Below are 24,694 nucleotides of genomic sequence, written 5' to 3'. Positions count from 1 at the left end.
GGGAGGAGAGGATACCAGAGGGGGGTATCCCCCCTCAATCACAGCCATGCTGAGCGTGTGAACGGAGACTCAACGCAGATTGAAGGCCACCGGCAGGACCACTTCCAGTCTGTGCTGAGGCAGTTCCGGCGGCATTACGGGCAAGGGTTGTGCCCGCTGCAGCATGCTGGTCACTTCCCGATCCAGCAGCGTGTGCCCGGAACTGCGTTCAATGCTGTGTGACAGCACTTCACCATTTCGGTTCATCACAAAACGCACATAGACCACGCCCTCCTGGCGACGCAGCTGTGCCTGACGGGGATATTCCTTGTGCCGCTCCAGCCAGGCACGCACTACCTGCAGATAATCCTGAGTGGCCGCCGGGTCACCGCCGGCGGCCTGCCCCGCCTGTCGACCCGACTGGTTGGACGCGCTTTCGCGGGAGTCCTCCCTCGACTGTCCCTGGGGCTCGGCTCGAGGCTGGGCCACGGGAGCAGGCGTGGGCTCGGCCACCGGCTCCGGTTTGGGCTGCGGCCTGGGCTTGGGCTCAGGCTTGGGCTCAGGCTTGGGTTCCGGCTTTGGCTCGGGCTTGGGTTTGGGTTCAGGTTCAGGCCGCGGGCTTGGTTCGGGCTCGGGTTCGGGTTCCGACACCGGCTCTGCCACCGGTTCGGGCTGTCCCGCAGGCTGCCCGGCAGGCCCAAGACCGATCACCACCCCGGCTTCGCCAGGGGCCTGAGCCCCCTCCGTGACCACGTCGTCGCTGCGGGCCAGCCACCAGAACACCGACAGATGCAGTCCCACGGCCAGCGTCAGGGCCAACACCCAGCCCATGCTTCTCAGAGGCATCAACGATCCCCCGCCAGGACCGTCAGCAGGCGCACCTCTTCCACCCCCGCGGCGCGAAGCAGTTCCATCAGGTCCATGAGTTCATCGGTGGAGGCCGCCTGATCCGCCTTGATGCGCACCAGCGGCTCCGCTTTTGCCGGAGCGTCCCGGCGTGTCTCCATCTCCGCCTGCAGGCGTCCTTTCAGGGTATCGGCATCCATCTCCTCATCGTCCAAAGCCAGCCGGCCATCCCGGCCCAGTAGCACCAGCCAGCCTTCATCATCGACGCCGGCCTCGTGGCGGGAATCAGGCGCTTCCACTTCAAAGACATCCTGGGCGGTCAGGGCACCGGCCACCATGAAGAAGATCAGCAGCAGAAAGACGATGTTGATCAGCGGGATCAGATTCTCTTCCGGGGGCTTGCCGGAATACTCGGGTAACTGCATGGGACCTTACTCCCGTGACAAACGCAAGGACACGGGCTCTGCCTCCCGCACCCGGTCCAGGACATTGACCACGGTCTGCAGGGGAACCTCCCCCGCCGGCTGGACCACCACCGTACGGGCGGGCTCCATGGCCAGTTGCTCACGCAGGGCAATGACCAGCCGCTCCACCGACACCGGTTCACCCGCTAGCCGCAGTTCCCCCCCCGGAAGGATCTGCACCGCCAGGGGCGGCTGGTCCTCGGTGGCGCTGGACTGGGAGGAAGGGGTACTCAGGGTCACCGCGCTCCAGTCCAGAAAGCTGCTGGCCAGCATGAAAAAGATCAGCAGGATGAACACCACGTCGATCAGGGGCGTGAGACTGATGAGCGCCCGTCGACGGGGGGCCGGTGCCTCAATGTGCATCGCCTGCCGCCCGGTCCTTCCAGACCTTGATATGGGCTTTCTGCGCCGACTTGATGGGCGTGGGTTCCTGTTGCCGCTCAGCCGCCGGCGGCGGCAGAGTAAAAACCTGGGTCAGGGCATCCTGCATCCGATGACGAAAACGCTCCACCCAGCGCTCCAGGCCGTTGAGCACCGCCACCACCGGGATGGCCACCGCCAGACCCACCGCCGTGGTCAGAAGCGCCACCCAGATGCCGCCGGAAAGAATGGATGGGTCCACTCGGTTGCCGGCCGCCTCCAGCTGCTGGAAGGCGGCGATCATGCCCAGTACCGTACCCAGCAGACCCAACAGCGGCGCCAGGGTGCCGATCACTTCCAGCATGCGGAACTGACCCCGCAGACGCTCCAGCCAGTTCACTGCCACCCGGGTGGCCTCTTCGCGCACCAACGGTTCGGGACGAGCATTGTCACGCCGCCCCTGGATCGCCACCTCCATCACCCGTGCAGCGGGGCTGCGGCTGCGGGAGAGGGTTTCCAGAGCCGGCTCCACCCGGCCGTCGCGCCAGTGTTCCAGGGCCGTCTTCAGACTGCGCTCATCACCCAGCCGCCACCACAGGAACTGACCGATCTTGACCAGGATGATGGTGAGGGCCACCACGGACATGATCAGCAGGATGGCCACCACCGGACCGCCCAGATCGATCATTCCCTGCAGGGCGTGCACGATCCCCGTCGTGTCCGCGACATCGGCCTGCGTCACCCCCGTTTCCCCCAGACCGGTATCCACAAGGCCGGATTCCACGGGCGCCTGCCCGGCGGGACCGGATTCGGCAATGCCGGCTTCTGCGGCGTCTGGTGAACTCATGAAACAGCTCCTTGGAGGCTATCCACAATAAGGTTGCGTCAATGGTCGCTCATGTTAGTAGTATTGCAAATCATTATCAACGCTCAGAAATAAAAAGCGCCGGAGCTTCCACTCCGGCGCCGGATTCACGCGGGTAATCCAAACTCCGGAGCGATCTGGGCCAGCCAGGCCTCAAGGCGTTCATCGGTCAACTGGCTCTGATTGTCCTGGTCCAGCACCAGCCCGACGAATTTGCCGTCCACCACGGCCTGGGAAGACTCGAATTCGTAGCCCTCGGTCGGCCAGGCCCCCACCACGCGACCACCACGGCCGGTGACCAGATCATAAAGCTCGATCATGGCATCGACGAATTCGTTGGGATAGCCCACCTGGTCCCCCAGTCCATACAGGGCCACGGTCTTGCCGGTGAAGTCCACCGCTTCCAGGTTGGGCAGGAACTCCTCCCAGCTCTCTTCCTCGCAATCGGCGGACAGACCGGGCAACTGGCCGGAGCCCATGGTGGGCGTGCCGAAGATCAGATAATCATACCCTGCAATTTCATCGGCGCTGGCCTTGTTCACGTTCTGCGGCTTGGCCATGGTCTCATCGTCGTATTTTTTCTTGATCATCTTGGCCACCTTGCGGGTATTGCCGGTGGTGGTGCCGAAAAAGATCCCAATGCGCGCCATGGAAATGCCCTCTTTAAGTGAAGATGACTGATTCGGAACAGCCTTTGCATCATGCAAAGCAAATCCGGTGCCAGCCAGATTGGCTTCCCCGAAAATCGTTTTAACCTGCTGTTTAAAGGGGTTATCAAGCCATCCCGTATCCGTCGTTCTCACCTGCTTTCGTTGTCGACTTTGCGACAAGAAAAGCGCATATACGACAAACCTGAGACCCGACCTGAACCCTTAATCCCGATGGGCATTGATTGAAATACGGGATAAACCCTTGAAATTCTGATCCAACCTGCTCAAGGTAAAAAGATGCACCGAAGCGACAGGTAGCGCCTGGATGCGGCGGCCCGTGAAGGGTTGAACCTACCTCGCGGTCACGCCCGCGAAGGCGGGAGTCCAGGGATTTGAGTCCGTCGTTGGATTCCCGCTTGCGCGGGAATGACGGACCGCGTCCCTTGCCTGTCGGAGCTTGATCACACCAGCCCGGCAAACCATGGTCGTCACGACGACCACCTCATGGTCCCGAGGCGCTGCAAAGGCCTCGCGGACACCATCAACGGCCCAGCACTGGCCGGACGGCGCACCACCCGCTTCGGGTTTTCGGCTGCGTCTGTCATCCACATCGTGCGGGTGCACCTGCGCCCCGCGTTTCTAGCGTCCATCCAGACGGATGGCGGGGAGACCTCGATGTCAATCACCATGACCAAACAGGATTTCGGAACCAGACCGGTGGAACGCCGGGAGACGGACAACTACGTCCGTGAATACGTGGAACCCTTCGTGGACAAATGGGACGAGCTCATCGACTGGGACAGCCGGGCTGCCAGCGAAGGGGATTTCTTCATTCGAGTACTCAAGGAGCGGGGTGCAAAACGGGTCCTGGACGTGGCCACCGGCACCGGCTTTCACTCCATCCTGCTGCGGGAAGCGGGATTTGACGTGGTCAGCGTGGACGGCAGCGCCCAAATGCTGGCCAAGGCCTTCGATAACGGTCGCAAGCGGGGCCACATCCTGCGCACCACTCAGGCGGACTGGCGGGAACTGAACCGGGACATCTACGGCCGCTACGATGCCGTGGTCTGCCTGGGCAACTCCTTCACCCATCTGTTCAATGAAAACGACCGCCGCAAGGCCCTGGCCGAGTTCTATTCGGCCCTCAACCACGACGGGGTGCTGATCCTGGATCAGCGCAACTACGACGCCATCCTGGATCACGGCTATTCCAGTACCCATACCTTCTACTACTGCGGCGACAACGTCTCGGTCTACCCCGAGCACGTGGACCCGGGCCTGACTCGCTTCCGCTACGCCTTTCCCGACCAGTCGGTCTATCACCTGAACATGTACCCTCTTCGCAGGGCCTATGTGCGGCGCCTGATGCGGGAGGTGGGTTTCCAGCAGATCGAGACCCTCGGCGACTTCAAGGAGACCTATCACGAACAGGAACCGGATTTCTTCATCCATGTCGCCGACAAACGCTACACGGGAGATCCGGCATGAGCCATCACTATGAAGGCGCCGTCGCCACCGCCCGCGACTACTACAACAGCGATGATGCCGATACCTTCTACCACCGGGTCTGGGGTGGCGAGGATATCCACATCGGCCTTTACGAAACCGAGGACGAACCCATCAGCGACGCCAGCCGCCGCACGGTGGCCCACATGGGCGACATGCTGGGAGAACTCACCCCCGAGCACCGGATCCTGGACCTGGGCGCCGGCTACGGCGGAGCCGCCCGCTATCTGGCCGGTAACTTCGGCTGCCGTGTCACCGCCCTGAACCTGAGCGAGGTGGAAAACACCCGCAACCGCCAGATCAACCAGGCGCAGAAGCTGGACGATCGCATTGACGTGGTGGACGGCAGCTTTGAGGACATCCCCTGCCCCGACGGCCGGTTCGACGTGGTCTGGTCCCAGGATGCCATCCTGCACAGCGGCCGAAGGGCCAGGGTGCTGGCGGAAGCCGCCAGGGTTCTCAAGCCCGGCGGGGTATTCATCTTCACCGACCCCATGGCCACCGACGACTGCCCCGACGGGGTCCTGCAACCCATCCTGGATCGCATCCACCTGGAAACCCTGGGCTGCCCCGGCTTCTACCGGGAAACTGCCGGGCAACATGGACTTCAAGAGATCGGCCTTGAGGATCACAGCCATCAATTGCCGCGACATTATGCCCGGGTGCTACAGGAGACCGAGGCCCGGGAAGCGGATCTGGCCGACAGCATCTCGCCGGACTATCTGGCGCGCATGAAGAAGGGTCTGAAGCACTGGATCGACGGTGGTCACGCCGGGCACCTGTGCTGGGGCATCTTCCGTTTCCGCAAGGCCTGAACCCTTCCATCCATCCGTTCCAAGAACAACTCACAGGCATTCCCATGAACAAGACCTACCTGTTCACTTCCGAATCCGTCTCCGAAGGCCATCCGGACAAGCTCTGCGATCAGGTCTCCGACGCCATCCTGGACGCCTATCTGGCGCAGGATCCCAAGGCCCGTGTCGCCGCCGAGACCTTTGCCCAGACCGGCATGGTGCTGGTGGGGGGCGAGGTCAAGTCCACCGCCACCATCGATCTGGAAAGGCTGGTACGCCAGGTGGTGCTGGACATCGGCTATGATCACTCCGACAAGGGATTTGACGGCCACACCTGCGCCGTCCTCAACACCCTGGGCGCCCAGTCCATGGATATCAACCAAGGCGTGGACCGCAGCCGACCGGAAGACCAGGGAGCCGGCGACCAGGGCCTGATGTTCGGCTACGCCTGCAGCGAGACCGATGTCCTCATGCCGGCTCCCATCCACTTCGCCCACCAGTTGGTCCGTCGTCAGGCCGAAGTGCGCAAAAACGGCACCCTGCCCTGGCTGCGTCCCGACGCCAAGAGTCAGGTCACCTTCCGCTACGAGGGCGGCAAGGCGGTCTCTGCCGAAGCGGTGGTGCTCTCCACCCAGCACGCCCCGGATATCTCCCAGCAGGACCTGCACGAAGCGGTGATGGAAGAGATCATCAAACCGGTACTGGGCGCCCGGTGGCTGCACAAGGCCACCCGTTTCCACATCAACCCCACCGGCCGCTTCGTCACCGGCGGCCCCCTGGGGGACTGCGGCCTCACCGGCCGCAAAATCATCGTCGACACCTACGGCGGCATGGCTCGTCACGGCGGCGGCGCCTTCTCCGGCAAGGATCCGTCCAAGGTGGACCGTTCCGCCGCCTATGCCTGCCGCTATGTGGCCAAGAATATCGTCGCCGCCGGCCTGGCGGAACGTTGCGAGGTCCAGGTTTCCTACGCCATCGGGGTGGCCGAACCCACCTCCATCGCCGTGGAAACCTTCGGCACCGGCAGGATCGATGAGCAGCGGCTGACGGAACTGGTGCGGGAGCACTTCGACCTGCGGCCCTACGGCATTCTCACCATGCTCAATCTGGAACAGCCGGTCTACCGGCCCACCGCGGCCTACGGTCACTTCGGCCGGGAGGACCTGGACGTGACCTGGGAGAGGACCGATCGGGCCGAGGCGCTCCGGGCGGCGGCAGGCTGATGCCGTGTCATCCTGCTCCCCATGAGGGGAGCAGGACCCCGCCACCCTACTTGCGGCCCACCGCCGCCTTGAGCGCCGCCGCCAGTGCGCCTTCCGGTTGGGGTTCGGCACGTGCCGTATCCCCTCGCCCCTGATTGCCCTTGCGTCCCTGACCACTCCGAGACTCCCGGGTCGGACGGCCGTTCGCCTCCCTTCCCGGCTCATCGTCCAGACGCATGCTCAGGGCAATCCGCTTGCGCTCGAGATCCACCTCCATCACCTTCACCTTGACCACGTCACCGGCCCGCACCACATCCCGCGGATCCTTGATGAAACGGTCCGACAGGGCGGAGATGTGCACCAGCCCGTCCTGATGCACCCCGATATCCACAAAGGCGCCGAAGTTGGCCACGTTGGTCACCGTGCCCTCCAGCACCATGCCCGGCTGCAGGTCCTGCAGTCGCTCCACCCCCTCCTTGAAGGCCGCGGTACGGAACTCCGGCCGCGGATCCCGACCCGGCTTGGCCAACTCGGCCAGGATGTCCCGCACCGTGGGCTCGCCAAAGGTCTCGTCCGTGAACCGGGACGGGTCCAGCCGCTTGAGGAAGGCCTCGTCGCCAATCAGCTCACGCACGTCCCGACCCGTCTCGGCCACGATCCGCCGCACTACCGGATAGGCCTCCGGATGCACCGCCGAGGCATCCAGCGGATCCTTGCCCCGGGGGATGCGCAAAAAGCCCGCCGCCTGTTCAAAGGCCTTGGCCCCCAGACGGGGCACTTTCTTGAGGGCGGCACGGCTGGCAAAGGGCCCCTGTTCGGTACGAAAGGCCACGATATTCTCCGCCAGCGTGATGCCCAAGCCCGACACCCGGGCCAGCAGGGGCGCGGAGGCGGTGTTCACATCCACCCCCACCGCATTCACGCAGTCCTCCACCACCGCATCCAGCTTGCGGGCCAGCTGAGCCTGATTGACGTCATGCTGATACTGGCCCACGCCGATGGCCTTGGGTTCGATCTTCACCAACTCCGCCAACGGATCCTGCAGACGACGAGCGATGGACACCGCCCCACGCAGGGACACATCCAGATCCGGCAGCTCCGCCGAAGCCAGGGCCGAGGCGGAATAGACCGAGGCGCCCGCCTCGGAAATCACCACCTTGGTCAGCCCCAGCTTGGGGTTCAGGCGCATCAACTCCCCCACCAGGGCGTCCGTCTCCCGGGAATGGGTCCCGTTGCCAATGGCCACCAGGTCCACCTGGTGCTTGCGGGCCAGGGCGGAGAGGGTTTCCAGGGTTTCCCGCACCTGATTCCGGGGTGGAAAGGGATAGACCGTGGTCGTCTCCACCACTGCCCCCTGGCCGTTGATCACCGCCACCTTGACCCCGGTGCGCACCCCCGGGTCCAGCCCCATGGTGGTACGGGAACCGGCCGGAGCGGCCAGCAACACGTCCTGCAGGTTGGCGCCGAACACCCGGATGGCCTCCTCGTCCGCCAGATCCCTCAGCCGTCGCTTGAGGGCCACGTCCAGATGGATGGACAGCTTGGCCCGCCAGGCCAGGCGGGCATGTCGGGCCAGCCAGGCATCCGCCGGCCGCCCCCGATCCGACAGTTGGAAGCGCCGGGCAATGGCCGCCTCTCCGGGCGAGGCGACAGTGTCTTCCTCACCCCGGGCCTGGGCCTCGGTCCAGGCCACCTCAAGCCGAAGGCACTCCTCCGCCTGCCCCCGGAACATGGCCAGGGCCCGATGGGAAGGCACCTTGCTCAAGGGCTCCACGTGATCGAAATAGTCACGGAATCGGGCCCCCTCCTGCTCCTTGCCCGGCACCACCTTGCTGACCAGAAAGCCCCGCTCCCAGCCGTGGTTACGCAGTTCTTCGATCAGGTCCGCTTCCTCGGCGATGCGCTCCATGAAGATGTGCCCCGCCCCTTCCAGGGCGGCCTCCACGTTGATCTCCTCGGTGGTATAACCGGCGGCCACCGCCTCCGGTACCTGGCCGGGGTCCGCCAGCAGGGTATCCAGCAACGGCTCCAGGCCGTTTTCCCTGGCAATCTGGGCCTTGGTACGGCGCTTTTTCACATACGGGCGGTACAGATCCTCCAGGCGGGTCTTGGTATCCGCCTCGCGGATGGCCGCCGCCAGGGAGTCGGTGAGTTTGCCTTGCTCCTCGATGGCCTTGAGCACCACCTCCCGGCGGGCATCCAGCTCCCGCAGATACCCCAGACGCTCCTCCAGGCTGCGCAGTTGGGCATCATCCAGGCCGCCGGTGGCCTCCTTGCGGTAACGGGCCACGAACGGCACCGTGGCGCCGCTGTCCAGCAGTTCCACGGTGGCCTTGACCTGATCGGAACGGACGCCCAGTTCCTGGGCGATGCGGTGGGAGATGTCAGTCATGGAATCAACACATCCAGGGAAAGAAGTCGGAATGGGCAGAGGATATCAGCATTGACGGCCTGTGGACGTCCCGGGCGGGAACAGGCAGCCGGGTGGATCACAGCGGAATCAGGAAGTCGTGTACTTTTGACCCCGCTCAAGGATTTTGAATGTTTGCAGTTTTTATCACATACCCGTCTGTCTCCCCCACTTGACATCCCATGCTGTCAACGTAGACTGACAACCATGCTCGAATCGGCCGAATATCACCGGTATTCGGTCGAGATGGAGCAAACTGAGGTTTTCAGGATCGGACTCACCTCTCCACCTCCGTGGATCGCCGAGTGCCGCATCTGAAAACAGGGTGATGTTTTTAAGCTGACTGTTTCCGCGTCAGTGGTCATGTCGGCATTGAGCGGCCCGGTCTTTACGCAAGACCCGGTTTAATCATCTTCAGAGGGCGTTATAACAATGAGTGAGTACAGACCCAGCAGTCCCAGCAATCCCCGCGACGACTGGAAACTGTGGCTGGTTGTCAATCCCGGCACCTGGCTGATGCCGATCCTGATGGCTGTCCTGGTGGTTGCGCTGGCTGTCCACGCTGTCGTGTACAGCAACGACAACTACAATCCGCTCACCTACACCGTTTCCGAGTAATCGAGGATCTTGATCATGGAAAACAGCATCTCCGGCCTGACCGAAGAACAGGCAAAAGAATTCCACGAGCAGTTCAAGACCACCTTCACCGTGTTCATGGTCCTGGCTGCCGTTGCTCACTTCCTGGTGTACATGTGGAGACCCTTCTACTAAGAAGGCCCGCAGGTTCGCCGTGCTGAAGTAGCACGACAGGGGCAGAGATGATTTCATCTCTGCCCTTTTTCGTTTTCTTCCAACACATCGTGATTGATGCCGCACATCACGACATATGGCGGCTTCAGTCGCTCAGCAGCTCTTCCCTGATCCTGGCCATGCCGCCCCTGCCCTTCATGCCCTTACTGGCGGCGATCACGGGAATCTTCCTCGCCTTGAGTTCCTCGATGGCCTGCCGATGCATGGCAATTTCCTTGGCACGCATTTTCTCCACCTCTGCCCTCGCCTCCTCCAGGGAGTGAAACCATTCACCACTGTGGGCATATTCCGGCAATGTGAATATCTTGCCCAGATCGTCGAAAAACAGACGAAAGCAAACGGTTTTGCGATCTTCGGAGGTATAGTGGGCGCCGACCTTGACGATGCCCTTGGTCAGCGCCCATTTGGTGACGTAAACCTCCATCACGGTTTCTGCTGCCGGCTGGTTTTCCATTGCTGTCCCGGATTTCCCGTCGTTCAAACATGAAGTGATTATAGGCGCTTTACAGCAGCCAAGGGGCGATGCCCGGCAGCAGAAAGGCGGTCATGATGCCCGCCAAGCTCAGACCAAGCCCGGCAAAGGCACCCGCGGTGGCGCTGATGCCGAAGGCCTGGGCGGTGCCGAAACCATGGGCGGACAAGCCCAGGGCAAAGCCCTTCACCCGATCGTCCTGGATACGCAGCAGACGAATGAGCAGGGGTGACAACAGGCAACCGATGGCTCCCGTCAGCAGCACCAGCGCCGCCGTCAGGGATGGCAGGCCGCCCAGCTTTTCGGTGATCCCCATGGCAATCGGCGACGTCACCGACTTGGGTGCCAGGGACAACAGGGTAATACGATCCGCTCCGAGGGCGGCGGCCACCATGACCGCGCTCACCGCGGCCACACAGGCGCCGGTGAGCCCGGCCACCAGCAGGGGCAGCATCAACTGCCGGATCTGGTGACGGTTCTCATAAAGCGGGATGGCCAAGGCCACCGTGGCGGGCCCCAGCATGAAGTGAATGAACTGGGCACCGTCAAAGTAGGTGTCATAATCCGTACCCGTCAACAACAGGATGCCGATCAACAGCCCCATGGACAGCAATACCGGATGCAGGACCATGCCGCCGCCCAAGCGCCGGTTGAGCCAGAGGCTGAACTGGAACACCACCAGGGTCGTGGTAAGCCAGAGCAGCGGACTGGCGGCGAGAAAGGCCCAGATGTCGGTGAAGTCTTCATTCATGATTCATGACGCCGAGCCCGCAACCGGATCAGCCCGCTGAGCACCAGCATGGTAACCACCAGCGCCAAAACGGTACTCACCAGCAGCGCCGCCAGGATGGGCAGCCAGTCCCGGGCCACCAGACCGAAGTGCACCATCAGGCCGACGCCCGCGGGCACGAACAGCAGGGCCAGATAGCGCAACAAGGTATCGCTGAAGGCCTTGAGTGCCGGGGGTGTTTCGCCGCGGATCACGAGTCCGGCAAACAAAAGCAACATTCCCAGTACGGGCCCCGGGAAAGGCAGGTCCAGCACCAGCACGGTGACCTCACCCACCAGTTGGCACAGCAGGATGATGATAATGGCTTGCAGCATGATCACACGGCAGCCGTGATGCCGCCACCCAAACCCCGCGCCAGTTCCGGTAATCCCGGAACATCATGCAGCGGAGCCGGCGGCACCATGTCGTTCAGCCGTTCAGGGACACTCCCCCATCCGGCGGGCCGTGATATCCGTCTGCATGGGCATTGTGCCCATGGGGCCTTCCAGTTCGGCATTGACCTGGCCACTGAGGCGGTCGCCCTGGAACCGCATGTCGGCCGTCATCTGAACTTCCATGCCGTTTTCCCGGCAGGTCATATCATAGCGCATGGTGTCGGCAGTGACCTGAAGATTGGACAGGTCGCAATGTTCACTCAGATCCATGAATTCCGGCCCCCGGGCAACATCGTCCGCAGTGATGCACTGGCGGTTGGTCGTGGTGTGCTCGGGAAAGGCGGTGTTCCCCAGAATGCGGGTGACATTGGTGAATTCCCAATCGCCCGGCTGAATGTTCAGATCCACCGCCAGGGCACTGTGGGAGAGCAACAAGAGGGAGCCGGCAATGAAGGCCGGACGCAGGACACGCATCATGCATGACTCCAGAAGGAACGGACAGGATGGATCATGGTAGCAGCCCGACCCCTGCAGTGGCCACAACCGCATAAATGCAGGTGATGTTATGCACAGACTCAAGATGCCATAAACCATCTGATCAACGACTGTCAACCACTGCCATGAAAAAACACCAAAAACCAATAACTCTATGATTTATTTTGATTTAATAAAATTGATCACTTCATGACCAATTTAAGACAAGCGCCGGAAGGACGGGGCCTGGCGTCGTTTCCGGACATGGTATCCACACACTTATCCACAGCTTCTGTGGATAGCAGCGGTTTCTCGTTGCAGGCGGATGACTTAGCCCCCTTCAGCGGGAAAGCACTTGAGGTAAGTCCGCTATCTGCCTACCAAGGCCTCGCGACGTTCCAGCTGGGCAAAGCATGCCAGCATGGCATCCCGGGCCATCAGGAGTTCGGACTGCAATACGTGCAGTTGCCGCGGCGACGCGCCTGCCTTTTTCCGCTCACCCAGGGACAAAAGCAGCTCATGCACCCTGAGATGGGCGCCCCAAAGATCCGCAAAGGCCTCATGCATGCCGTAACGGGCTGATCCACTGCCGTTGTACCAGCGGACAAAGCGGGTATTGAACAGATCATCCGGAGGCTGATGGGGCTCTTCATGGAGGCTGAGCATCATTCCCTCGAACCAGCGCTGATAGCCGCGCACCGCCACCGATATGTTCAGGTCACCCGTCAGCCCCTCGCCAAGATGGATCGCCAATGCCGGACGCCGTTGCGACCATTGCCGAATCCAGGCAGGCAGCGCCTCCGGGAGCATGGGACGGGCAATGCCGTACCCCTGGCCATGGCGACACCCCAGGCGGATGAGATAGGCCGCCTGCTCCATGCTCTCCACCCCTTCGGCGATGATCTCCTTGTTGAAGGTGGCGGCCAACCCCACGATGCTTTCGACGATATCCAGATCATTGGGGTCTTCCAGCATGTCCATGACGAAGCTGCGATCAATCTTGAGCACATCCACCGGCAGGCTGCGAAAATAGGCCAGGGAAGAATAGCCCGTGCCGAAATCATCCAGCGCAAACCGGACCCCTAGCTTCTTGCAGCGGGCAATGACACTGCCCGCCTGGTAGAGATCGCTGAAGGTGGCGGTTTCCAGGATTTCACATTCCAGGGACTCCCGCGATAACTGGGGATGACGCGCCAGCGCCGCCTCCAGGTAATCGGCAAAGCCCGGTTCCAGAAGATGATCGGCACTGACGTTGACGCTGATATGCAGACGCAGCCCCTGAGCCTGCCAACGGGCCAACTGCTGCAGGGCCTGCTCGATGACCCAGCGGCCCATCTCGGGTTCCAGCTCGCTGCCGCTCAGGTCATCAAGAAAGCTAGCGGGCATGAGTAATCCCCGTTTCGGATGCCGCCAGCGCAACAGGGCCTCGGCTCCGGTCACCCGACCGCTGACCAGATCCACCCGGGGCTGGTAATGCAAAAGGAACTGCCCTTCCCGTAGACCGGTGGCCATGGACCTGATGAACTCCATCCGAGTCTGCTGGCGGCGACTCTGGTCCAAGTCAAAGACGGCATAGCGGTTCTTGCCGGCCTCCTTGGCCTGGTACATGGCCTGATCCGCGTGTCGGATCAGGGTATCGGCGTCATGGTCGTCGCGGGGGAAGAAGGTCACCCCCATGCTGGCGGACAGCCGCACGCAGACACCGTCCAGGATCGCCGGCTCGGCCACGGCGGTGAGCATGCGCTCGAAAAGACGGTGCGCCTCGTCCGCATCATCCAGATGATTGAACAGGAGCACGAACTCGTCCCCTCCCAGCCTGGCCAGGGTGTCATCGGCACGCAGCAGGGTCTTGAGACGCTCTGCGATAACCAGCAGCAAACGATCCCCCATGGCATGGCCAAAACGGTCGTTGATGGGCTTGAAGCCATCCAGATCCAGATAACAGATCGCCATCGGCGAGAGGTTCCTGCGCGCGCGGGCGATGGCCTGGGAGATACGGTCGGCCAGCAATCGACGGTTGGGCACACCCGTCAGGATGTCGTAGTGGGCCATCCGGTCCAGTTCATGCTGGTGAATCGAGATGCGACGAATAAGGTCATTGAAGGCATTCACCAGCTGACCCAACTCATCGTCGGCATGGAAACGGGGCATGCTCAGGGGCCGCAACGGCCCCACCGGCAACAGTCGCGCCTGCTCGGCCAGGCGCCGCAAGGGCAAGGCGACAAAGCGGGTCAAAAACAGCAACAGACCCGACATGACGATGACAATCACCGTCGCCAACAGGGTCATCACGGTAATCAGGATTTTGGCTTCATCGCGCGGATCCGCCACGCTCATGACCATGACCGGCGTCTGATCGAGGGTCGCCAGGCTCAAGGAACGCCGGGCGATATGAACGGAGGCCTCGCGAATGAACTCGTCACCGGCCTGACCGGCCGGCGGCAGCCGGGGCCAGGCTCCCGACAGCAGGGCATCGGCCGGCAGGGGGCCGACAAAGAGCTGGCCATCAACCATCCAGCCCAATCCCTCCAGGCCGGCCGCCTGCCTGACCCGATTGAACAGGCTCAGGCGGTCGGAAAGGATCACGGCGCCCTTGAGACTGCCCAACCGGCGACCGGTATCCGGATCACGAAAATGTCGGGACACCACCAGCACCAGATGGGGGCGTCCATCCTCATCCACCATCGCATGCAACCGGGCATCCGACAGCCCGCCCTGATGCTCATGCTGACGGGACAACCACTCCAACAGGGCTTCCCGACGGTAGACGGCAAATCCCCCCGCCACCCAGCGGGCTTGGTCTTCGCGACTGATGATCAGACCATCAAAGACACCCTGCAGATCAAACTGCGCCTGACGTAACAACAGATGCTCCGCCAGATCCTGGCGTCCTTCCAGAACCGCCTGCTGCAAGGGACGTAGACGCATGATTTCATGGCTCATGCGCTGGATGCCTTCGATTTCCTGATCCAGGATCAGGGTTGCCAGGGCCGCACTACGGTCAAAGCCGCGCTGCAGTTCCGCCAGCGTGGCCTGACGTGTCCCCTGGATGGTCAACACCACGGCCAGCACACTGAACAGCACCATGCCGCCGCCCAGGGCGGCAACGATCGTGGTGATCAGTGTGCGTCTGGCCATGGGCAGGGTGTTCCCGGTTACCGTTCGGAGACATGTAGCGAAAGGCTGGATGGTTCAGTCGACTCCGATGGCGGACCGGAATAGCGAAAGGCTCGCTGCTTGAGATTGTCGATGACGGCGGCATCCATGTCACGGGTCACCAGCACCATTTCCCCGGAAAATACTTGAGGTACCCGATGGCCCTGCCCCCGCAGATCCATCGCAATGGCCTCGGCCATGGCCACCCCGGCATCATCATTCATACGCATGACAGTGGCCGCCAGCGCCCCGCTAGCGATCAGGGAAAGTTCTTCGATACCACCGCCCCAGCCATTGATCAGCAGCCCTCCTTGAAGATCTGCGCTTGCCGCGGCCGCGGCGGCGCCGAGAGCGATATCGGTGGCGCAGGCATAGATCAGGACCAGATCCGGATAACGCTCCAACGCATCCTCGGTCGCCCGGCGGGCCACATCCATCCGAAGATGGGTCAGGTAGGTGTTCCGGAGCCGGAGGTCAGGGAAGGCGGCGATTTCCCGGATGAAGGTGCCTCCCCGGGCCTGGCTGATGTAGCCTTCACCCGCGAAGAGCACCACCACGTCCCCCTTTCCTCCGGTGACCTTGATCAGGTGGCGGGCCAGCATGCGCGAGCCTTCGACATGATCAAAACCCACATACAGGAACGGCTGCATGCCGTCCCAGGCCCGCACGGGGGTGGTGATGTTCTGGAGGATGATCTTCGGTCCGGTTCCGCCCGCGGAGGACATGGCCAACAACCGCTCGGTCAGGCGATGATGAATCGGCGTATCCAGTGTATAGACAAGATAATCGGGCTGCCCGGCCAGCACCTGACGCAGCTGCTCCGCCTGCAGCACGGGGTCGGTGTCGCCGGGCTGACTGGAATGGACCGCAATGGAGAGATCAAGCCCCAGGGCGTGTGCACGGCGACTGAAGGCCATCAGGTTACGCCGCCAGTAGTCGGAGGCCTGCAGACCGGGATACAGCACGGCCACCCTGGCGACAGGCCGTTCACCAACATCGGCCGGTGGCGGCGAAGGAGCGCTTCCGACCCGCTGGGCGAAGTCGTGGAACAGCACCTTCTGCAGCGGGTAGCGTGCCAGGTAGCTATCCATGTCCCAGTAATGGGGCAAATCATTCGCCTGCGGGCCAGGACCCAAAAGCAGGAGCAGCAGGCTCAGGCTGAAAAGACAAGAGCGACGGTTCATGGAGCGGGCGGGTTCCTCACCGGTCGATCGGCCAAGCATAGCAGAGCCGGGCACCCGCATACCCCCGGAATCGCGCCTTGGCGGCCCACGGCATACTGTTCCCGAACTAGCCCAGCAACAGCATGCCGCCACGCAGCCAGTGAATCAGCTCCCCCGGATAGGGCAGCAACCACACCAGGGTCACGAGGGCCGCCGTGGCCAGCAGGGAACCGGAGGGAAAGGCCGGTTCCCAGATTTTAAGGGCGGATCCGAAGGATCGCTTGATCCGGGCGTTGTTGATGTCCACGCTGTAGAGTTCATCCAGTACGAGATGAATCAAAAACCCGATGAAGAGTGCGATCCCCTGCAGCCAGATGAGCAGGGGTTCGGCCGCCAGGCAATGGAGTCCCAGCCAGATCCAGCCCAGTCCCCACAGACCGCCCACCACCAGGCTATGACACAACCCCCGGTGACGGGTGAGTTTCTGGAACAGGAAGGCGGCGGGATAGCGGATCAGCAACCAGACCAGAAACCCCACGGCGATGGCTTCACAGGAAACGGTCTGCCCGGGCAGGGTGAACAGGGGCGTGGTCTGCATCTGGATCGTCAGGCTTGAGGCAACGATGGCCGCCGCCAGCGCCAGCAGGGAAAACAGCCAACGCTGGGGCCGGCCGCCATCCACGTCAATGTCGGGCAACAGGGTACCCGCCACCAGGAACACACCCAGGACCAGGCTGTCCGGCCAGGAGAGCATGCCGGTGACGGCAATCCCCGAGGCCATGCCCGTGGCAGCCATGCCGGCAACTGCCACATGGGTTGAAAAGTTGGCCATAATTGATTGTTATTACCTAAAACATTAACAATCACGATATCTTAGCATTATGGCTGAATGAATGGACAGTACACCTGCCCGAGTGGATCATTTGCCCGGACGAGGTTGCATGAGTTCGGCGGCATTCTCCCGAATCCACTGCTCAACCCGGGCATTGAGCGCCTTGACGTCGCCATCCTCGCAGGCCATGGGCGGCCCGATCCGCAGATGGATGGTGCCTGGATGGCGCAGCAAAGATCTGTGTGGCCAGCAATCACCGGCATTGTGGGCCACGGGCAGCACTCGCCTGCCGGCGCGACAGGCGAGCATCGCGCCACCGGCATTGAAGCGACCCAGTTGGCCGGGGAGCTGACGGGCGCCTTCCGGATAGATCACCACACTGATGCCCTCGTCCAGCCGTTCCTTGCCCGTCTTGAGGATGGTCTTCAGGGCGGCAGCCGGACTGCCGCGATCAATGGCAATCGGTTTAAGCAACGCCAGCCCCCAACCGAAGAAGGGAATGCCGAGCAGCTCGCGCTTGACCACCGTGGCCTGGGGCGACACCAGTAACTGCAGGTAAAAGGTCTCCCACTCACTCTGATGATTGGACATGATCACGACCGGCTCATCCTGGGGGATGTGTTCGAGCCCCTCCACGCGGACGTCAATCCCGTTGAGGGTGCGTAGCAACCATAGGGTGGCGCGGGTCCACAGATTGACGAACCGATAGCGTTGCTCAAAGCTCTGGAACGGCGCCACCAGCAGACACAGCACGCTGTGAACGATGCCCATGAGGTTGTAAAGCAGGAAAAACAGCCAGCTGCGCAGCCGGATATCCAGATCGGGCCGGGGTTGTGGCATGGTTGAGACTCCAGACAGACTCGAATTCATGGTTCGGGTGGTGATCAGATCGGGGCCTGCATGGCGATCCAGGCCTGCCCCAGACTCAGACCGCCGTCGTTGGGCGGCGACCATTGCGGCTTATAGACCCGGAAACCGGCACCGGTCAGCCGCTCCACCAGATCCTGCATCAACACCTGGTTGAGACAGCAGCCGCCACCCAGCACCAGGTCACGAATGCCTTGAGCCTTGGCCGCCTCGATCAGCCAGCAAGCCAGGCCCTGGGCCACGGTGGCATGAAAGACGCCGGCGCCCGCCCCCGGATCCATGCCGTCGGCAAGTCGGGCCAGCAAGGGCATGAAATCCAGCACCCCCTGCTCCATCACCCACCCCCCGGACAGGGGAACTTCCGGGCCGTGGCGGGCGGCCAGCCCTTCCAGCAGCATGGGGGCCTGCCCCTCGAAACGGGCCACCCATTTCACCCGCAGCAAGGCGGACGCCGCATCGAACAGGCGCCCCAGACTGGTGGTGAGGTGGGGATTGCGTTCGGTGTCCATCTGCTTGGGCAAGCCCTGGGCGGCGGCAAAGACCTGATACCGATCAGGGATCTCGTCTGCCCGTCCGAGGGCATGCAGGACCGCGGCAGCCATGCGCCAGGGTTCACGGGTGGCCTGGTCGCCACCGGGCAACAACAAGGGACGCAAATGCCCCAGACGCTGGTAACGGGCGCCGTCGATTCGCAGCAGCTCCCCACCCCAGGCGGTACCGTCATCCCCCAGGCCGTAACCGTCCAGGGCCAGCCCAAGCACGGGACGGTCCAGCTGGTGCTCCGCCTGGACCGCCGCCAGATGGGCATGATGATGCTGGATCCGCAGCAATGGCACATCCAGCACCTTGGCCAGACGCATGGCAAGGCGGGTGCTGTAGTAATCCGGATGCAGGTCACAGGCGATGCGCTCGGGGCGAATGCGCAGCAGCAGCATCAAGTGCTCCACGGTCTCGTCCAGGGCTCGGCAACTGGCGGGACTGTCCAGATCCCCCACATGCTGGGACAAAAAGGCCTGCTGCCCGCGGGTGATGCAGGCGGTGTTGTTATACCAGGCCCCGGTGCCCAGAACACAGGGGCCGGTCCGGGGCATGCGCACCGGCTCCGGCGTGAAGCCCCTCCCCCGCCGCAGAAAGCCCGGACCGGTCGCCGTCATGCGGACCACGCTGTCGTCACAGCGCACCCGGATGTCCCGGTTATGTACCAGCAGAGCATCGGCGATATGCCCCAGCCGGTCCACCGCGCCCTGGTTGGTGATGATGACCGGCTCGCCGAAGGGATTGGCCGAGGTGCAGACCAGCAGCAGGGACTGGGGTTCTTCCTGCACCCAGCGAGTGCCGTCGGGCCGTCCGGCGGCCTCGTGGAACAGCAGATACTGCAGGGGGGTATAGGGAAGCATCACGCCCAGGCGCTGCATCCCCGGGGCCACCCCTTCCAGGGTGGGACGGCTGTCGGGCCTTCGGCGCAGCAGGACAATGGGCCGCGCATAGCCCTTGAGCAGGTGTGTCTCTTCCGGCAACAAGTGCACCAGATCCCGGATCGAGGCCAGGTTGGCGGCCATGATGGCAAAGGGCTTTTCCTCCCGCTGCTTGCGCGCCCGCAGCCGGGCGACGGTGTCCTCGTTGCGGGCATCGCACATGAGGTGAAAGCCCCCCAGGCCCTTGACCGCCAGAATCTTGCCTTCCCGGATCTGTTGCAGTGCCGCCCGGATGACGTCACCCACCGGCAACGGCATGCCGCCGGGGTCCAGCAGGCTCAGCCGGGGACCGCACTCGGGACAGGCATTGAGCTGGGAGTGAAAACGGCGCTGACCAGGGTCCTGGTATTCCCGGTGACAGGCGGCGCACATGGTAAAGGAGGCCATGCTGGTATGGGCGCGGTCATAGGGGATGGCCGTCATGGCCGTGTAGCGAGGACCGCAATGGGCACACCCGATGAAGGCATCGCGGTAGCGGCGATTGCCCGGGTCGAAAAGCTCTTCAAGGCACTGAGGACAGACGGCGGCATCAGGAGTCATGCCGGTGGCAATGGCGCCGCCCACGCTGGGCACGATGGCAAAGCCGCACATTTGCGGAATGGGTTCGAGCGGATTGGTTTCGACCACATCCACGCGGGCCAGGGGCGGCGGATGATGAGCCAGCCGATGCAGGAACTGGTCCACCGCCGGCCGTGGTCCCTGAATCATGAGCTCGACGCCGGCGGGATCATTGCGCACCCAGCCGGACAGCCCCAGCTCCGTGGCAAGCCCATGAATGAAGGGCCGAAACCCGACCCCCTGAACCTGGCCGCGAACCCAGACACGCAGACAAATGATGATGGGATGTTTCTTTGACATAAGGAAAATCTTATCGGATCAGTGGCGCCAGAAAGCCGGGGTGAACAGCACCAGCAGGGTGAAGACCTCCAATCGCCCCAACAGCATGGCAAACATCAGCACCCACTTGGCCAGATCACTGATGCTGCTGTAATTTTCAGCCACGCTACCCAGGCCCGGCCCCAGATTGGTGATATTGGCCGCCACCGCGGAAAATGCCGTCACCTGATCCAGCCCCGTGGCCATCAGGATCATCATCATCAGACCGAACAACGCCACATAAGTGGCAAAAAACCCCCACACCGCATCCACCACCCGGTCGGGCACCGGCTTGCCGCCGACCTTGATGATCACTTGGGCCTGGGGGTGCACCAGTCGGATCACCTCCCGATACCCCTGCTTGATCAGCAGCATGAACCGGATCACCTTGATCCCCCCGCCGGTGGACATGGCACAGCCGCCGATGAAGGCCACCAGCACCAGCAGAACCGGCAGGAACAGGGGCCACTGGTCAACGCTGTCGGTGACGAAACCCGCCGTGACGCCGATGGAGACGGTATGAAAGATGGCCTGGTGCAGGGTGTCGCCCCAACCGCCGTAGTGCCGGGTCAGCATCAGGGTGGTCGTGACCACGATCCCCGTGGTCACCATGATGCCGATGAACCAGCGCACCTCCGGTTCTCGCAGATAGTGCCGGAAGGAACGGGTTCGCCAGGCCAGAAAATGCATGGCGAAATTGATGCCGGCGATGAGCATGAAGACCACACAGATCATGGAAATCAGTGGACTGTCGAAATGACCGATGCTGGCGTCGTAGGTGGAGAAACCGCCGATGGCCACGGTGGAGAAACTGTGGCCGATGGCATCGAACCAGCTCATCCCCGCCGCCCAGTAGGCGGTGGCACAGGCGATGGTCAGGGTGAGATAGATGTACCACAGGGCCTTGGCGGTTTCGGCAATGCGGGGGGTAAGCTTGGAGTCCTTCACCGGCCCCGGAGTCTCGGCCCGATAAAGCTGCATGCCCCCGACCCCCAGCATGGGCAGGATGGCCACCGCCAGCACGATGATGCCCATGCCACCCAGCCACTGCAGCTGCTGGCGATAGAAGCGGATGGACTCCGGCAGATCGTCGATCCCGGTAAGCACCGTGGCCCCGGTGGTGGTGAGCCCGGACATGCTTTCAAAGGCGGCATCGGTGATGGAGATGCTGGGGGCATGAGAGAGGGTCAACGGCAGGGCGCCGGACAGGCCCAGCACGGTCCAGAACAGCACCACCACCAGGAAGCCGTCACGGGTGCGCAGTTCCTGACGGTGACGGCACACCGGTAACCAGATCAGGGTACCGACGATCAGGATCACCCCGAAGGACACCAGAAACGGCACCAACCCCTCGTCGTCGTAAATGATCGCCACCAGTGCCGGCGGCAGCATGGTGACGCTGAACAGCATCAGCAGCAGCCCGACGACACGGAGCACCGAAGACCAGTACATGAGTGATTCCAGGGGAGTCCAGGGGCGCATAAATTAGGCCACAGGAGGTGGATGGTGCAAACAATTTGGGGGTTTTAAGGCACGGAAGCGGCCTTGACCCGGGTTTCCCGGGGGTCTAGGGTAAAAAAACGAGGAAGAAAGCCCGTTGCGAGCGGAGACCGCCATGCCACATCGTCATGCACCCCATGCCCTGTGGGCATTCGCACTGAGCATCATCCTGCTGATGCCGACGTCCGTCCTCGCCCAGGGCGTGCCCACGCTGGATGCCACCACCCAGACCGCCCGTGCCGGTTATTACCAGCTCCGCTGGGGCCTGGAAGGGGCCGACGGCGCCATTTACCGCCTGGAAGAATCCCGCGCCACCGACTTCCGGGAGGCACGGGTTCTCTACGAAGGCGCCGACCGGGCCACCGTGATCAGCGGCCGCGGTGACGGCACCTTTCACTATCGGGTCCAGGCCACCCTGGCCGACGATTCCCGTTCCGACTGGAGTCCGCCCCTGACCGTCGAGGTCAGGCATCACGCACTCCATCAGGCCCTGACCCTCTTTGGCGTGGGCGCCGTTGTCTTCCTGGCCACCATCGCCCTGATCGTCACCGGCAGGAGAATCCGATGAGCATTCAGGAAACCGCCATTCTGGAACCGGGGCTGGCCTGGCTGCTGATCGCCCTGTTCACCGCCCTGTACGTGGGTCTTGGCTGGTACTTCGGTCGCCGGGACAAGGAACTGGATCAGTTCGTGTTGGCCGGACGCAAGGTGGGACTGGCGGTGGGGACCGCTACCGCCATGGCCACGTGGGTCACCAGCAACACCACCATGATGGCCCCGCAGCTGGCCTATCAGATCGGTCTATGGGGCATGATCGGCTATGCCCTGGGTTCCGTGGGTCTGCTGCTGTTCGCCCCGCTGGCCAAGCGCATTCGGCTGCTCATGCCCCACGGCTATACCAGCGGCGACTTCGTCCGTCTGCGCTACGGCCATCTCGCTTGGCGGATCTTCCTGGCCATTTCCATCTTCTACAGCTTCGGCTGGCTGGTGAGCCTGGGCATGGCCGGCGGCGTGCTCACCCATGCCCTCTCCGGCATCCCCTACTGGCAGGGCATGACGGTGATCCTGGCGGCCTGCGTGGCCTACACCCTGATCGGCGGCTTTCGCGCCGTCATCGGCACCGACTTCATCCAGTCGATCCTGATCCTGGTCGGCCTGGTGGCCATCGCCTGGCTGGTGATCGGTCGCATCGGCTTTGACGAGATTCACCTCAGTCTGCGGCTGGAACGACCGGAACTGCTCACCCTGCTGATGCCGGCGGCGATCATGTTCCTGTTCAACAACCTGCTGTTCGGCATGGGGGAGATCTTCCATTCCAACGTGTGGTGGACCCGGGCCTATTCCTTCCGCGAGGGGGTGGGCATGTGGGCCTACCTGCTGGCAGGCATCTTCTGGGCGCCAATCCCCATCGTCGCCGGTTTCATCGCCCTGGCCGCACCGGCACTGGGGGTGAACATTCCCGCCGCCGACATGGTGGGTCCCATCGTCGCCTCGGAACTGCTGGGGCTGGCGGGGGCCATCATCGTGCTGGTGATGGTGTTCGCCGCCCTGGCCTCCAGCCTGGACTCCCTGCTGGCGGCCACGGCCATGCTGGTGGTGCGGGACATCTACTACCGGCACCTGCGCCCCCAGGCCACGGCGGCCCATCTGCGTACCGCCACCAAGGTCACCATTCTGCTGCTGGGGGTCATTGCCTGGCTGCTCTGCCTGCCGCGCATCACCACCCTGGCGGAACTGCTGCATTTCACCGGAGCCTTCGTGGCCAGCACAATCTGGCCCATCGCCGCCGGGCTGTACTGGCGTCGGACCAACCGCATCGGTGCTTCCCTGGCCATGGTACTGGGTAGCCTGGCGGGGATCAGCGCCTATTTCCTGATCGGTTTCTACGTGGGTGCCCTGGTGGGTGCGGCCGTGTCCATGGTGATCGTGCTGCTGACCACCTGGCTGTGGCCCCAGTCCTTTGACTGGGAAACCCTCAAGGAACCGCCGCCCAGACATTGAACCCGGGAGCATGCCATGGCATCCGTTGAATTCCTGACCGTGCTGATCGTCACCTCCACCGTCATCACGACCCTGTGCATCCTGGTACTGCTGGGGTTGGTGATCCGGGACTGGCGCAACGGGACCCTGTGGTAGACGCGGGCGCATCGGTCCGCTCTGATAGAATGCCCTGCCCGCCCCCATCCGGGGGCGGCGGTATTCCGTCATCCCCTTTGCAGAGGCGACATGGCCAGTTCCAAGCATATCTATCGAGTCTGTTTCATCAATCAGGGCAAGGTGTACGAGGTCTTCGCCCGCCAGGTGTACCAGAGTGAGATGTATGGTTTCGTGGTGGTGGAAGAGTTGATCTTCGGCGAGCGCAGCGCCATCGTGGTGGACCCGGGCGAGGAGAAGCTCAAGACCGAGTTTGCATCCGTCACCCGCAGCCTGATCCCGATGCATGCCATCATCCGCATCGACGAGGTGGAAAAGGAAGGTGTGGCCAAGATCAGCGAGCTGGGCGCCAACGTCACCGCCTTCCCCGCCAGCTACCTGCCCCAGGGTGGGACCCCTCCGCGCAAGGATGGCTAGAAAAAATCGGCAAAGGGATTTGCCAAACCAGAAAGATTCAGGTATCTTTCGGCACCTTGATCGGGACGGGCCAGGCCCACCGGATCAATCGCTGCCACTGCGCGGCGAAACAATCAGCGGAGAGGTGGCCGAGCGGTCGAAGGCGCACGCCTGGAAAGTGTGTATACGGTAACCCCGTATCGAGGGTTCGAATCCCTCCCTCTCCGCCATACAAAAGTACAAAAAAGCCACCGGAAACGGTGGCTTTTTTGCTGTCGG

25 protein-coding genes and 1 tRNA gene are annotated in these 24,694 nt (G+C 62.8%); 10 read left to right on the top strand and 16 right to left on the bottom strand.

Going from position 1 to position 24,694, the window contains the following annotated elements:
* Positions 1 to 69: 69 nt before the first annotated feature.
* The 5 genes from LQD11_RS15000 to LQD11_RS14980 all read right to left on the bottom strand — a co-directional run bounded on the left by LQD11_RS15000 (position 70) and on the right by LQD11_RS14980 (position 3,164).
* Complete coding sequence (locus LQD11_RS15000; protein ID WP_238618279.1) at positions 70 to 825, bottom strand: energy transducer TonB; 756 nt, start codon at positions 823 to 825, stop codon at positions 70 to 72.
* Positions 825 to 1,250: an ExbD/TolR family protein gene (locus LQD11_RS14995; protein ID WP_238618278.1), complete on the bottom strand. Its 426-nt coding sequence runs from the start codon at positions 1,248 to 1,250 to the stop codon at positions 825 to 827. Before LQD11_RS14995 ends, LQD11_RS15000 begins: the two co-directional genes overlap by 1 nt.
* Before the next feature lie 6 nt (positions 1,251 to 1,256).
* The gene (locus tag LQD11_RS14990; RefSeq protein WP_238618277.1) at positions 1,257 to 1,652 is read right to left on the bottom strand and encodes an ExbD/TolR family protein; all 396 of its coding nucleotides are present in this window, start codon (positions 1,650 to 1,652) and stop codon (positions 1,257 to 1,259) included.
* Entirely contained in the window at positions 1,642 to 2,337 is a 696-nt protein-coding gene (locus LQD11_RS14985; RefSeq protein ID WP_420828271.1) for a MotA/TolQ/ExbB proton channel family protein, read from the bottom strand. The genes LQD11_RS14990 and LQD11_RS14985 overlap by 11 nt, the downstream gene beginning before the upstream one ends.
* 284 nt (positions 2,338 to 2,621) lie before the next feature.
* Positions 2,622 to 3,164, bottom strand: coding sequence for a flavodoxin (locus LQD11_RS14980; protein ID WP_238618275.1), 543 nt, complete (start codon positions 3,162 to 3,164; stop codon positions 2,622 to 2,624).
* Between the two features lie 51 nt (positions 3,165 to 3,215).
* Here LQD11_RS14980 and LQD11_RS14975 point away from each other — a divergent pair, with 51 nt between their 5' ends.
* The 4 genes from LQD11_RS14975 (at position 3,216) to metK (ending at position 6,687) form a co-directional block, all read left to right on the top strand.
* The gene (locus LQD11_RS14975; RefSeq protein WP_238618274.1) at positions 3,216 to 3,410 is read left to right on the top strand and encodes a hypothetical protein; all 195 of its coding nucleotides are present in this window, start codon (positions 3,216 to 3,218) and stop codon (positions 3,408 to 3,410) included.
* Positions 3,411 to 3,839: 429 nt separating this feature from the next.
* Positions 3,840 to 4,652, top strand: coding sequence for a glycine/sarcosine N-methyltransferase (locus LQD11_RS14970; RefSeq protein ID WP_238618273.1), 813 nt, complete (start codon positions 3,840 to 3,842; stop codon positions 4,650 to 4,652).
* Positions 4,649 to 5,485 carry an SAM-dependent methyltransferase gene (locus LQD11_RS14965; RefSeq protein ID WP_238618272.1) on the top strand — a complete coding sequence of 279 codons (837 nt, stop codon included), beginning with the start codon at positions 4,649 to 4,651 and terminating at the stop codon, positions 5,483 to 5,485. Before LQD11_RS14970 ends, LQD11_RS14965 begins: the two co-directional genes overlap by 4 nt.
* Before the next feature lie 44 nt (positions 5,486 to 5,529).
* Positions 5,530 to 6,687: a methionine adenosyltransferase gene (metK, locus tag LQD11_RS14960; protein WP_238618271.1), complete on the top strand. Its 1,158-nt coding sequence runs from the start codon at positions 5,530 to 5,532 to the stop codon at positions 6,685 to 6,687.
* A gap of 46 nt (positions 6,688 to 6,733) precedes the next feature.
* Here the strand turns inward: metK and LQD11_RS14955 are convergent, their stop codons facing one another.
* Positions 6,734 to 9,058 carry a Tex family protein gene (locus LQD11_RS14955; protein ID WP_238618270.1) on the bottom strand — a complete coding sequence of 775 codons (2,325 nt, stop codon included), beginning with the start codon at positions 9,056 to 9,058 and terminating at the stop codon, positions 6,734 to 6,736.
* A gap of 450 nt (positions 9,059 to 9,508) precedes the next feature.
* Here LQD11_RS14955 and pufA point away from each other — a divergent pair, with 450 nt between their 5' ends.
* On the top strand, positions 9,509 to 9,694 hold the full coding sequence (gene pufA / locus LQD11_RS14950) for a light-harvesting antenna LH1, alpha subunit (protein WP_238618269.1): 186 nt from the start codon (positions 9,509 to 9,511) through the stop codon (positions 9,692 to 9,694).
* A 15-nt stretch (positions 9,695 to 9,709) separates the two neighbouring features.
* Complete coding sequence (pufB, locus tag LQD11_RS14945; protein ID WP_238618268.1) at positions 9,710 to 9,847, top strand: light-harvesting antenna LH1, beta subunit; 138 nt, start codon at positions 9,710 to 9,712, stop codon at positions 9,845 to 9,847.
* Positions 9,848 to 9,971: 124 nt separating this feature from the next.
* Here pufB and LQD11_RS14940 read toward each other — a convergent pair whose 3' ends face one another.
* The 10 genes from LQD11_RS14940 to LQD11_RS14895 form a co-directional block, all read right to left on the bottom strand.
* Entirely contained in the window at positions 9,972 to 10,340 is a 369-nt protein-coding gene (locus LQD11_RS14940; RefSeq protein ID WP_238618267.1) for a hypothetical protein, read from the bottom strand.
* 49 nt (positions 10,341 to 10,389) lie between these two features.
* Positions 10,390 to 11,109: an LrgB family protein gene (locus LQD11_RS14935; RefSeq protein ID WP_238618266.1), complete on the bottom strand. Its 720-nt coding sequence runs from the start codon at positions 11,107 to 11,109 to the stop codon at positions 10,390 to 10,392.
* Entirely contained in the window at positions 11,106 to 11,462 is a 357-nt protein-coding gene (locus LQD11_RS14930) for a CidA/LrgA family protein (RefSeq protein ID WP_238618265.1), read from the bottom strand. Before LQD11_RS14930 ends, LQD11_RS14935 begins: the two co-directional genes overlap by 4 nt.
* Positions 11,463 to 11,564: 102 nt before the next feature.
* A complete protein-coding gene (locus LQD11_RS14925) occupies positions 11,565 to 11,999 on the bottom strand; it encodes a DUF3617 domain-containing protein (RefSeq protein WP_238618264.1) in 435 nt (144 codons plus the stop codon).
* A gap of 366 nt (positions 12,000 to 12,365) precedes the next feature.
* Positions 12,366 to 15,134, bottom strand: coding sequence for a putative bifunctional diguanylate cyclase/phosphodiesterase (locus LQD11_RS14920; protein WP_238618263.1), 2,769 nt, complete (start codon positions 15,132 to 15,134; stop codon positions 12,366 to 12,368).
* A 17-nt stretch (positions 15,135 to 15,151) separates the two neighbouring features.
* Positions 15,152 to 16,336 carry a substrate-binding domain-containing protein gene (locus tag LQD11_RS14915; RefSeq protein WP_238618262.1) on the bottom strand — a complete coding sequence of 395 codons (1,185 nt, stop codon included), beginning with the start codon at positions 16,334 to 16,336 and terminating at the stop codon, positions 15,152 to 15,154.
* Positions 16,337 to 16,442: 106 nt separating this feature from the next.
* Positions 16,443 to 17,147 (bottom strand): metal-dependent hydrolase, encoded by a 705-nt coding sequence (locus tag LQD11_RS14910; RefSeq protein WP_238618261.1) that lies wholly within the window; start codon positions 17,145 to 17,147, stop codon positions 16,443 to 16,445.
* A gap of 87 nt (positions 17,148 to 17,234) precedes the next feature.
* The gene (locus tag LQD11_RS14905; protein ID WP_238618260.1) at positions 17,235 to 17,987 is read right to left on the bottom strand and encodes a lysophospholipid acyltransferase family protein; all 753 of its coding nucleotides are present in this window, start codon (positions 17,985 to 17,987) and stop codon (positions 17,235 to 17,237) included.
* Positions 17,988 to 18,031: 44 nt separating this feature from the next.
* Positions 18,032 to 20,347, bottom strand: a complete 2,316-nt coding sequence (gene hypF / locus LQD11_RS14900) for a carbamoyltransferase HypF (RefSeq protein ID WP_238618259.1) — start codon at positions 20,345 to 20,347, stop codon at positions 18,032 to 18,034.
* Between the two features lie 18 nt (positions 20,348 to 20,365).
* Positions 20,366 to 21,817 carry a TrkH family potassium uptake protein gene (locus LQD11_RS14895; protein ID WP_238618258.1) on the bottom strand — a complete coding sequence of 484 codons (1,452 nt, stop codon included), beginning with the start codon at positions 21,815 to 21,817 and terminating at the stop codon, positions 20,366 to 20,368.
* A gap of 163 nt (positions 21,818 to 21,980) precedes the next feature.
* On the opposite strand from LQD11_RS14895, the gene LQD11_RS14890 reads away from it, so the two are divergent.
* The 4 genes from LQD11_RS14890 (at position 21,981) to LQD11_RS14875 (ending at position 24,645) form a co-directional block, all read left to right on the top strand.
* A complete protein-coding gene (locus LQD11_RS14890; protein WP_238618257.1) occupies positions 21,981 to 22,433 on the top strand; it encodes a hypothetical protein in 453 nt (150 codons plus the stop codon).
* On the top strand, positions 22,430 to 23,866 hold the full coding sequence (locus tag LQD11_RS14885; RefSeq protein ID WP_238618256.1) for a sodium:solute symporter family protein: 1,437 nt from the start codon (positions 22,430 to 22,432) through the stop codon (positions 23,864 to 23,866). Before LQD11_RS14890 ends, LQD11_RS14885 begins: the two co-directional genes overlap by 4 nt.
* Before the next feature lie 225 nt (positions 23,867 to 24,091).
* Positions 24,092 to 24,436: a DUF1820 family protein gene (locus LQD11_RS14880; protein WP_008932988.1), complete on the top strand. Its 345-nt coding sequence runs from the start codon at positions 24,092 to 24,094 to the stop codon at positions 24,434 to 24,436.
* Between the two features lie 118 nt (positions 24,437 to 24,554).
* A tRNA-Ser gene (locus tag LQD11_RS14875) sits at positions 24,555 to 24,645 on the top strand.
* Positions 24,646 to 24,694: the final 49 nt, after the last annotated feature.

The sequence above is a fragment of the Ectothiorhodospira shaposhnikovii genome, assembly GCF_022227765.1.
In the GTDB taxonomy this organism is placed as follows: Bacteria; Pseudomonadota; Gammaproteobacteria; order Ectothiorhodospirales; family Ectothiorhodospiraceae; genus Ectothiorhodospira.
The sequence above is the reverse complement of the archived record's forward strand: the minus strand, read 5'-3'. Positions and strand labels throughout refer to the sequence as shown.

Coding starts and splice junctions, on each gene's coding strand:
- LQD11_RS14970 (WP_238618273.1), top strand. CDS start 3,840: ATGTCAATCACCATGACCAAACAGGATTTCGGAACCAGACCGGTGGAA.
- LQD11_RS14975 (WP_238618274.1), top strand. CDS start 3,216: ATGCAAAGCAAATCCGGTGCCAGCCAGATTGGCTTCCCCGAAAATCGT.
- LQD11_RS14930 (WP_238618265.1), bottom strand. CDS start 11,462: ATGCTGCAAGCCATTATCATCATCCTGCTGTGCCAACTGGTGGGTGAG.
- LQD11_RS14880 (WP_008932988.1), top strand. CDS start 24,092: ATGGCCAGTTCCAAGCATATCTATCGAGTCTGTTTCATCAATCAGGGC.
- LQD11_RS14915 (WP_238618262.1), bottom strand. CDS start 16,336: ATGAACCGTCGCTCTTGTCTTTTCAGCCTGAGCCTGCTGCTCCTGCTT.
- LQD11_RS14920 (WP_238618263.1), bottom strand. CDS start 15,134: ATGGCCAGACGCACACTGATCACCACGATCGTTGCCGCCCTGGGCGGC.
- LQD11_RS14955 (WP_238618270.1), bottom strand. CDS start 9,058: ATGACTGACATCTCCCACCGCATCGCCCAGGAACTGGGCGTCCGTTCC.
- LQD11_RS14940 (WP_238618267.1), bottom strand. CDS start 10,340: ATGGAAAACCAGCCGGCAGCAGAAACCGTGATGGAGGTTTACGTCACC.
- LQD11_RS14905 (WP_238618260.1), bottom strand. CDS start 17,987: ATGCCACAACCCCGGCCCGATCTGGATATCCGGCTGCGCAGCTGGCTG.
- metK (WP_238618271.1), top strand. CDS start 5,530: ATGAACAAGACCTACCTGTTCACTTCCGAATCCGTCTCCGAAGGCCAT.
- LQD11_RS15000 (WP_238618279.1), bottom strand. CDS start 825: ATGCCTCTGAGAAGCATGGGCTGGGTGTTGGCCCTGACGCTGGCCGTG.
- LQD11_RS14965 (WP_238618272.1), top strand. CDS start 4,649: ATGAGCCATCACTATGAAGGCGCCGTCGCCACCGCCCGCGACTACTAC.
- LQD11_RS14980 (WP_238618275.1), bottom strand. CDS start 3,164: ATGGCGCGCATTGGGATCTTTTTCGGCACCACCACCGGCAATACCCGC.
- LQD11_RS14935 (WP_238618266.1), bottom strand. CDS start 11,109: ATGAATGAAGACTTCACCGACATCTGGGCCTTTCTCGCCGCCAGTCCG.
- LQD11_RS14995 (WP_238618278.1), bottom strand. CDS start 1,250: ATGCAGTTACCCGAGTATTCCGGCAAGCCCCCGGAAGAGAATCTGATC.
- LQD11_RS14885 (WP_238618256.1), top strand. CDS start 22,430: ATGAGCATTCAGGAAACCGCCATTCTGGAACCGGGGCTGGCCTGGCTG.
- LQD11_RS14990 (WP_238618277.1), bottom strand. CDS start 1,652: ATGCACATTGAGGCACCGGCCCCCCGTCGACGGGCGCTCATCAGTCTC.
- LQD11_RS14925 (WP_238618264.1), bottom strand. CDS start 11,999: ATGATGCGTGTCCTGCGTCCGGCCTTCATTGCCGGCTCCCTCTTGTTG.
- LQD11_RS14910 (WP_238618261.1), bottom strand. CDS start 17,147: ATGGCCAACTTTTCAACCCATGTGGCAGTTGCCGGCATGGCTGCCACG.
- pufB (WP_238618268.1), top strand. CDS start 9,710: ATGGAAAACAGCATCTCCGGCCTGACCGAAGAACAGGCAAAAGAATTC.
- LQD11_RS14985 (WP_420828271.1), bottom strand. CDS start 2,337: ATGATCGATCTGGGCGGTCCGGTGGTGGCCATCCTGCTGATCATGTCC.
- LQD11_RS14895 (WP_238618258.1), bottom strand. CDS start 21,817: ATGTACTGGTCTTCGGTGCTCCGTGTCGTCGGGCTGCTGCTGATGCTG.
- hypF (WP_238618259.1), bottom strand. CDS start 20,347: ATGTCAAAGAAACATCCCATCATCATTTGTCTGCGTGTCTGGGTTCGC.
- pufA (WP_238618269.1), top strand. CDS start 9,509: ATGAGTGAGTACAGACCCAGCAGTCCCAGCAATCCCCGCGACGACTGG.
- LQD11_RS14890 (WP_238618257.1), top strand. CDS start 21,981: ATGCCACATCGTCATGCACCCCATGCCCTGTGGGCATTCGCACTGAGC.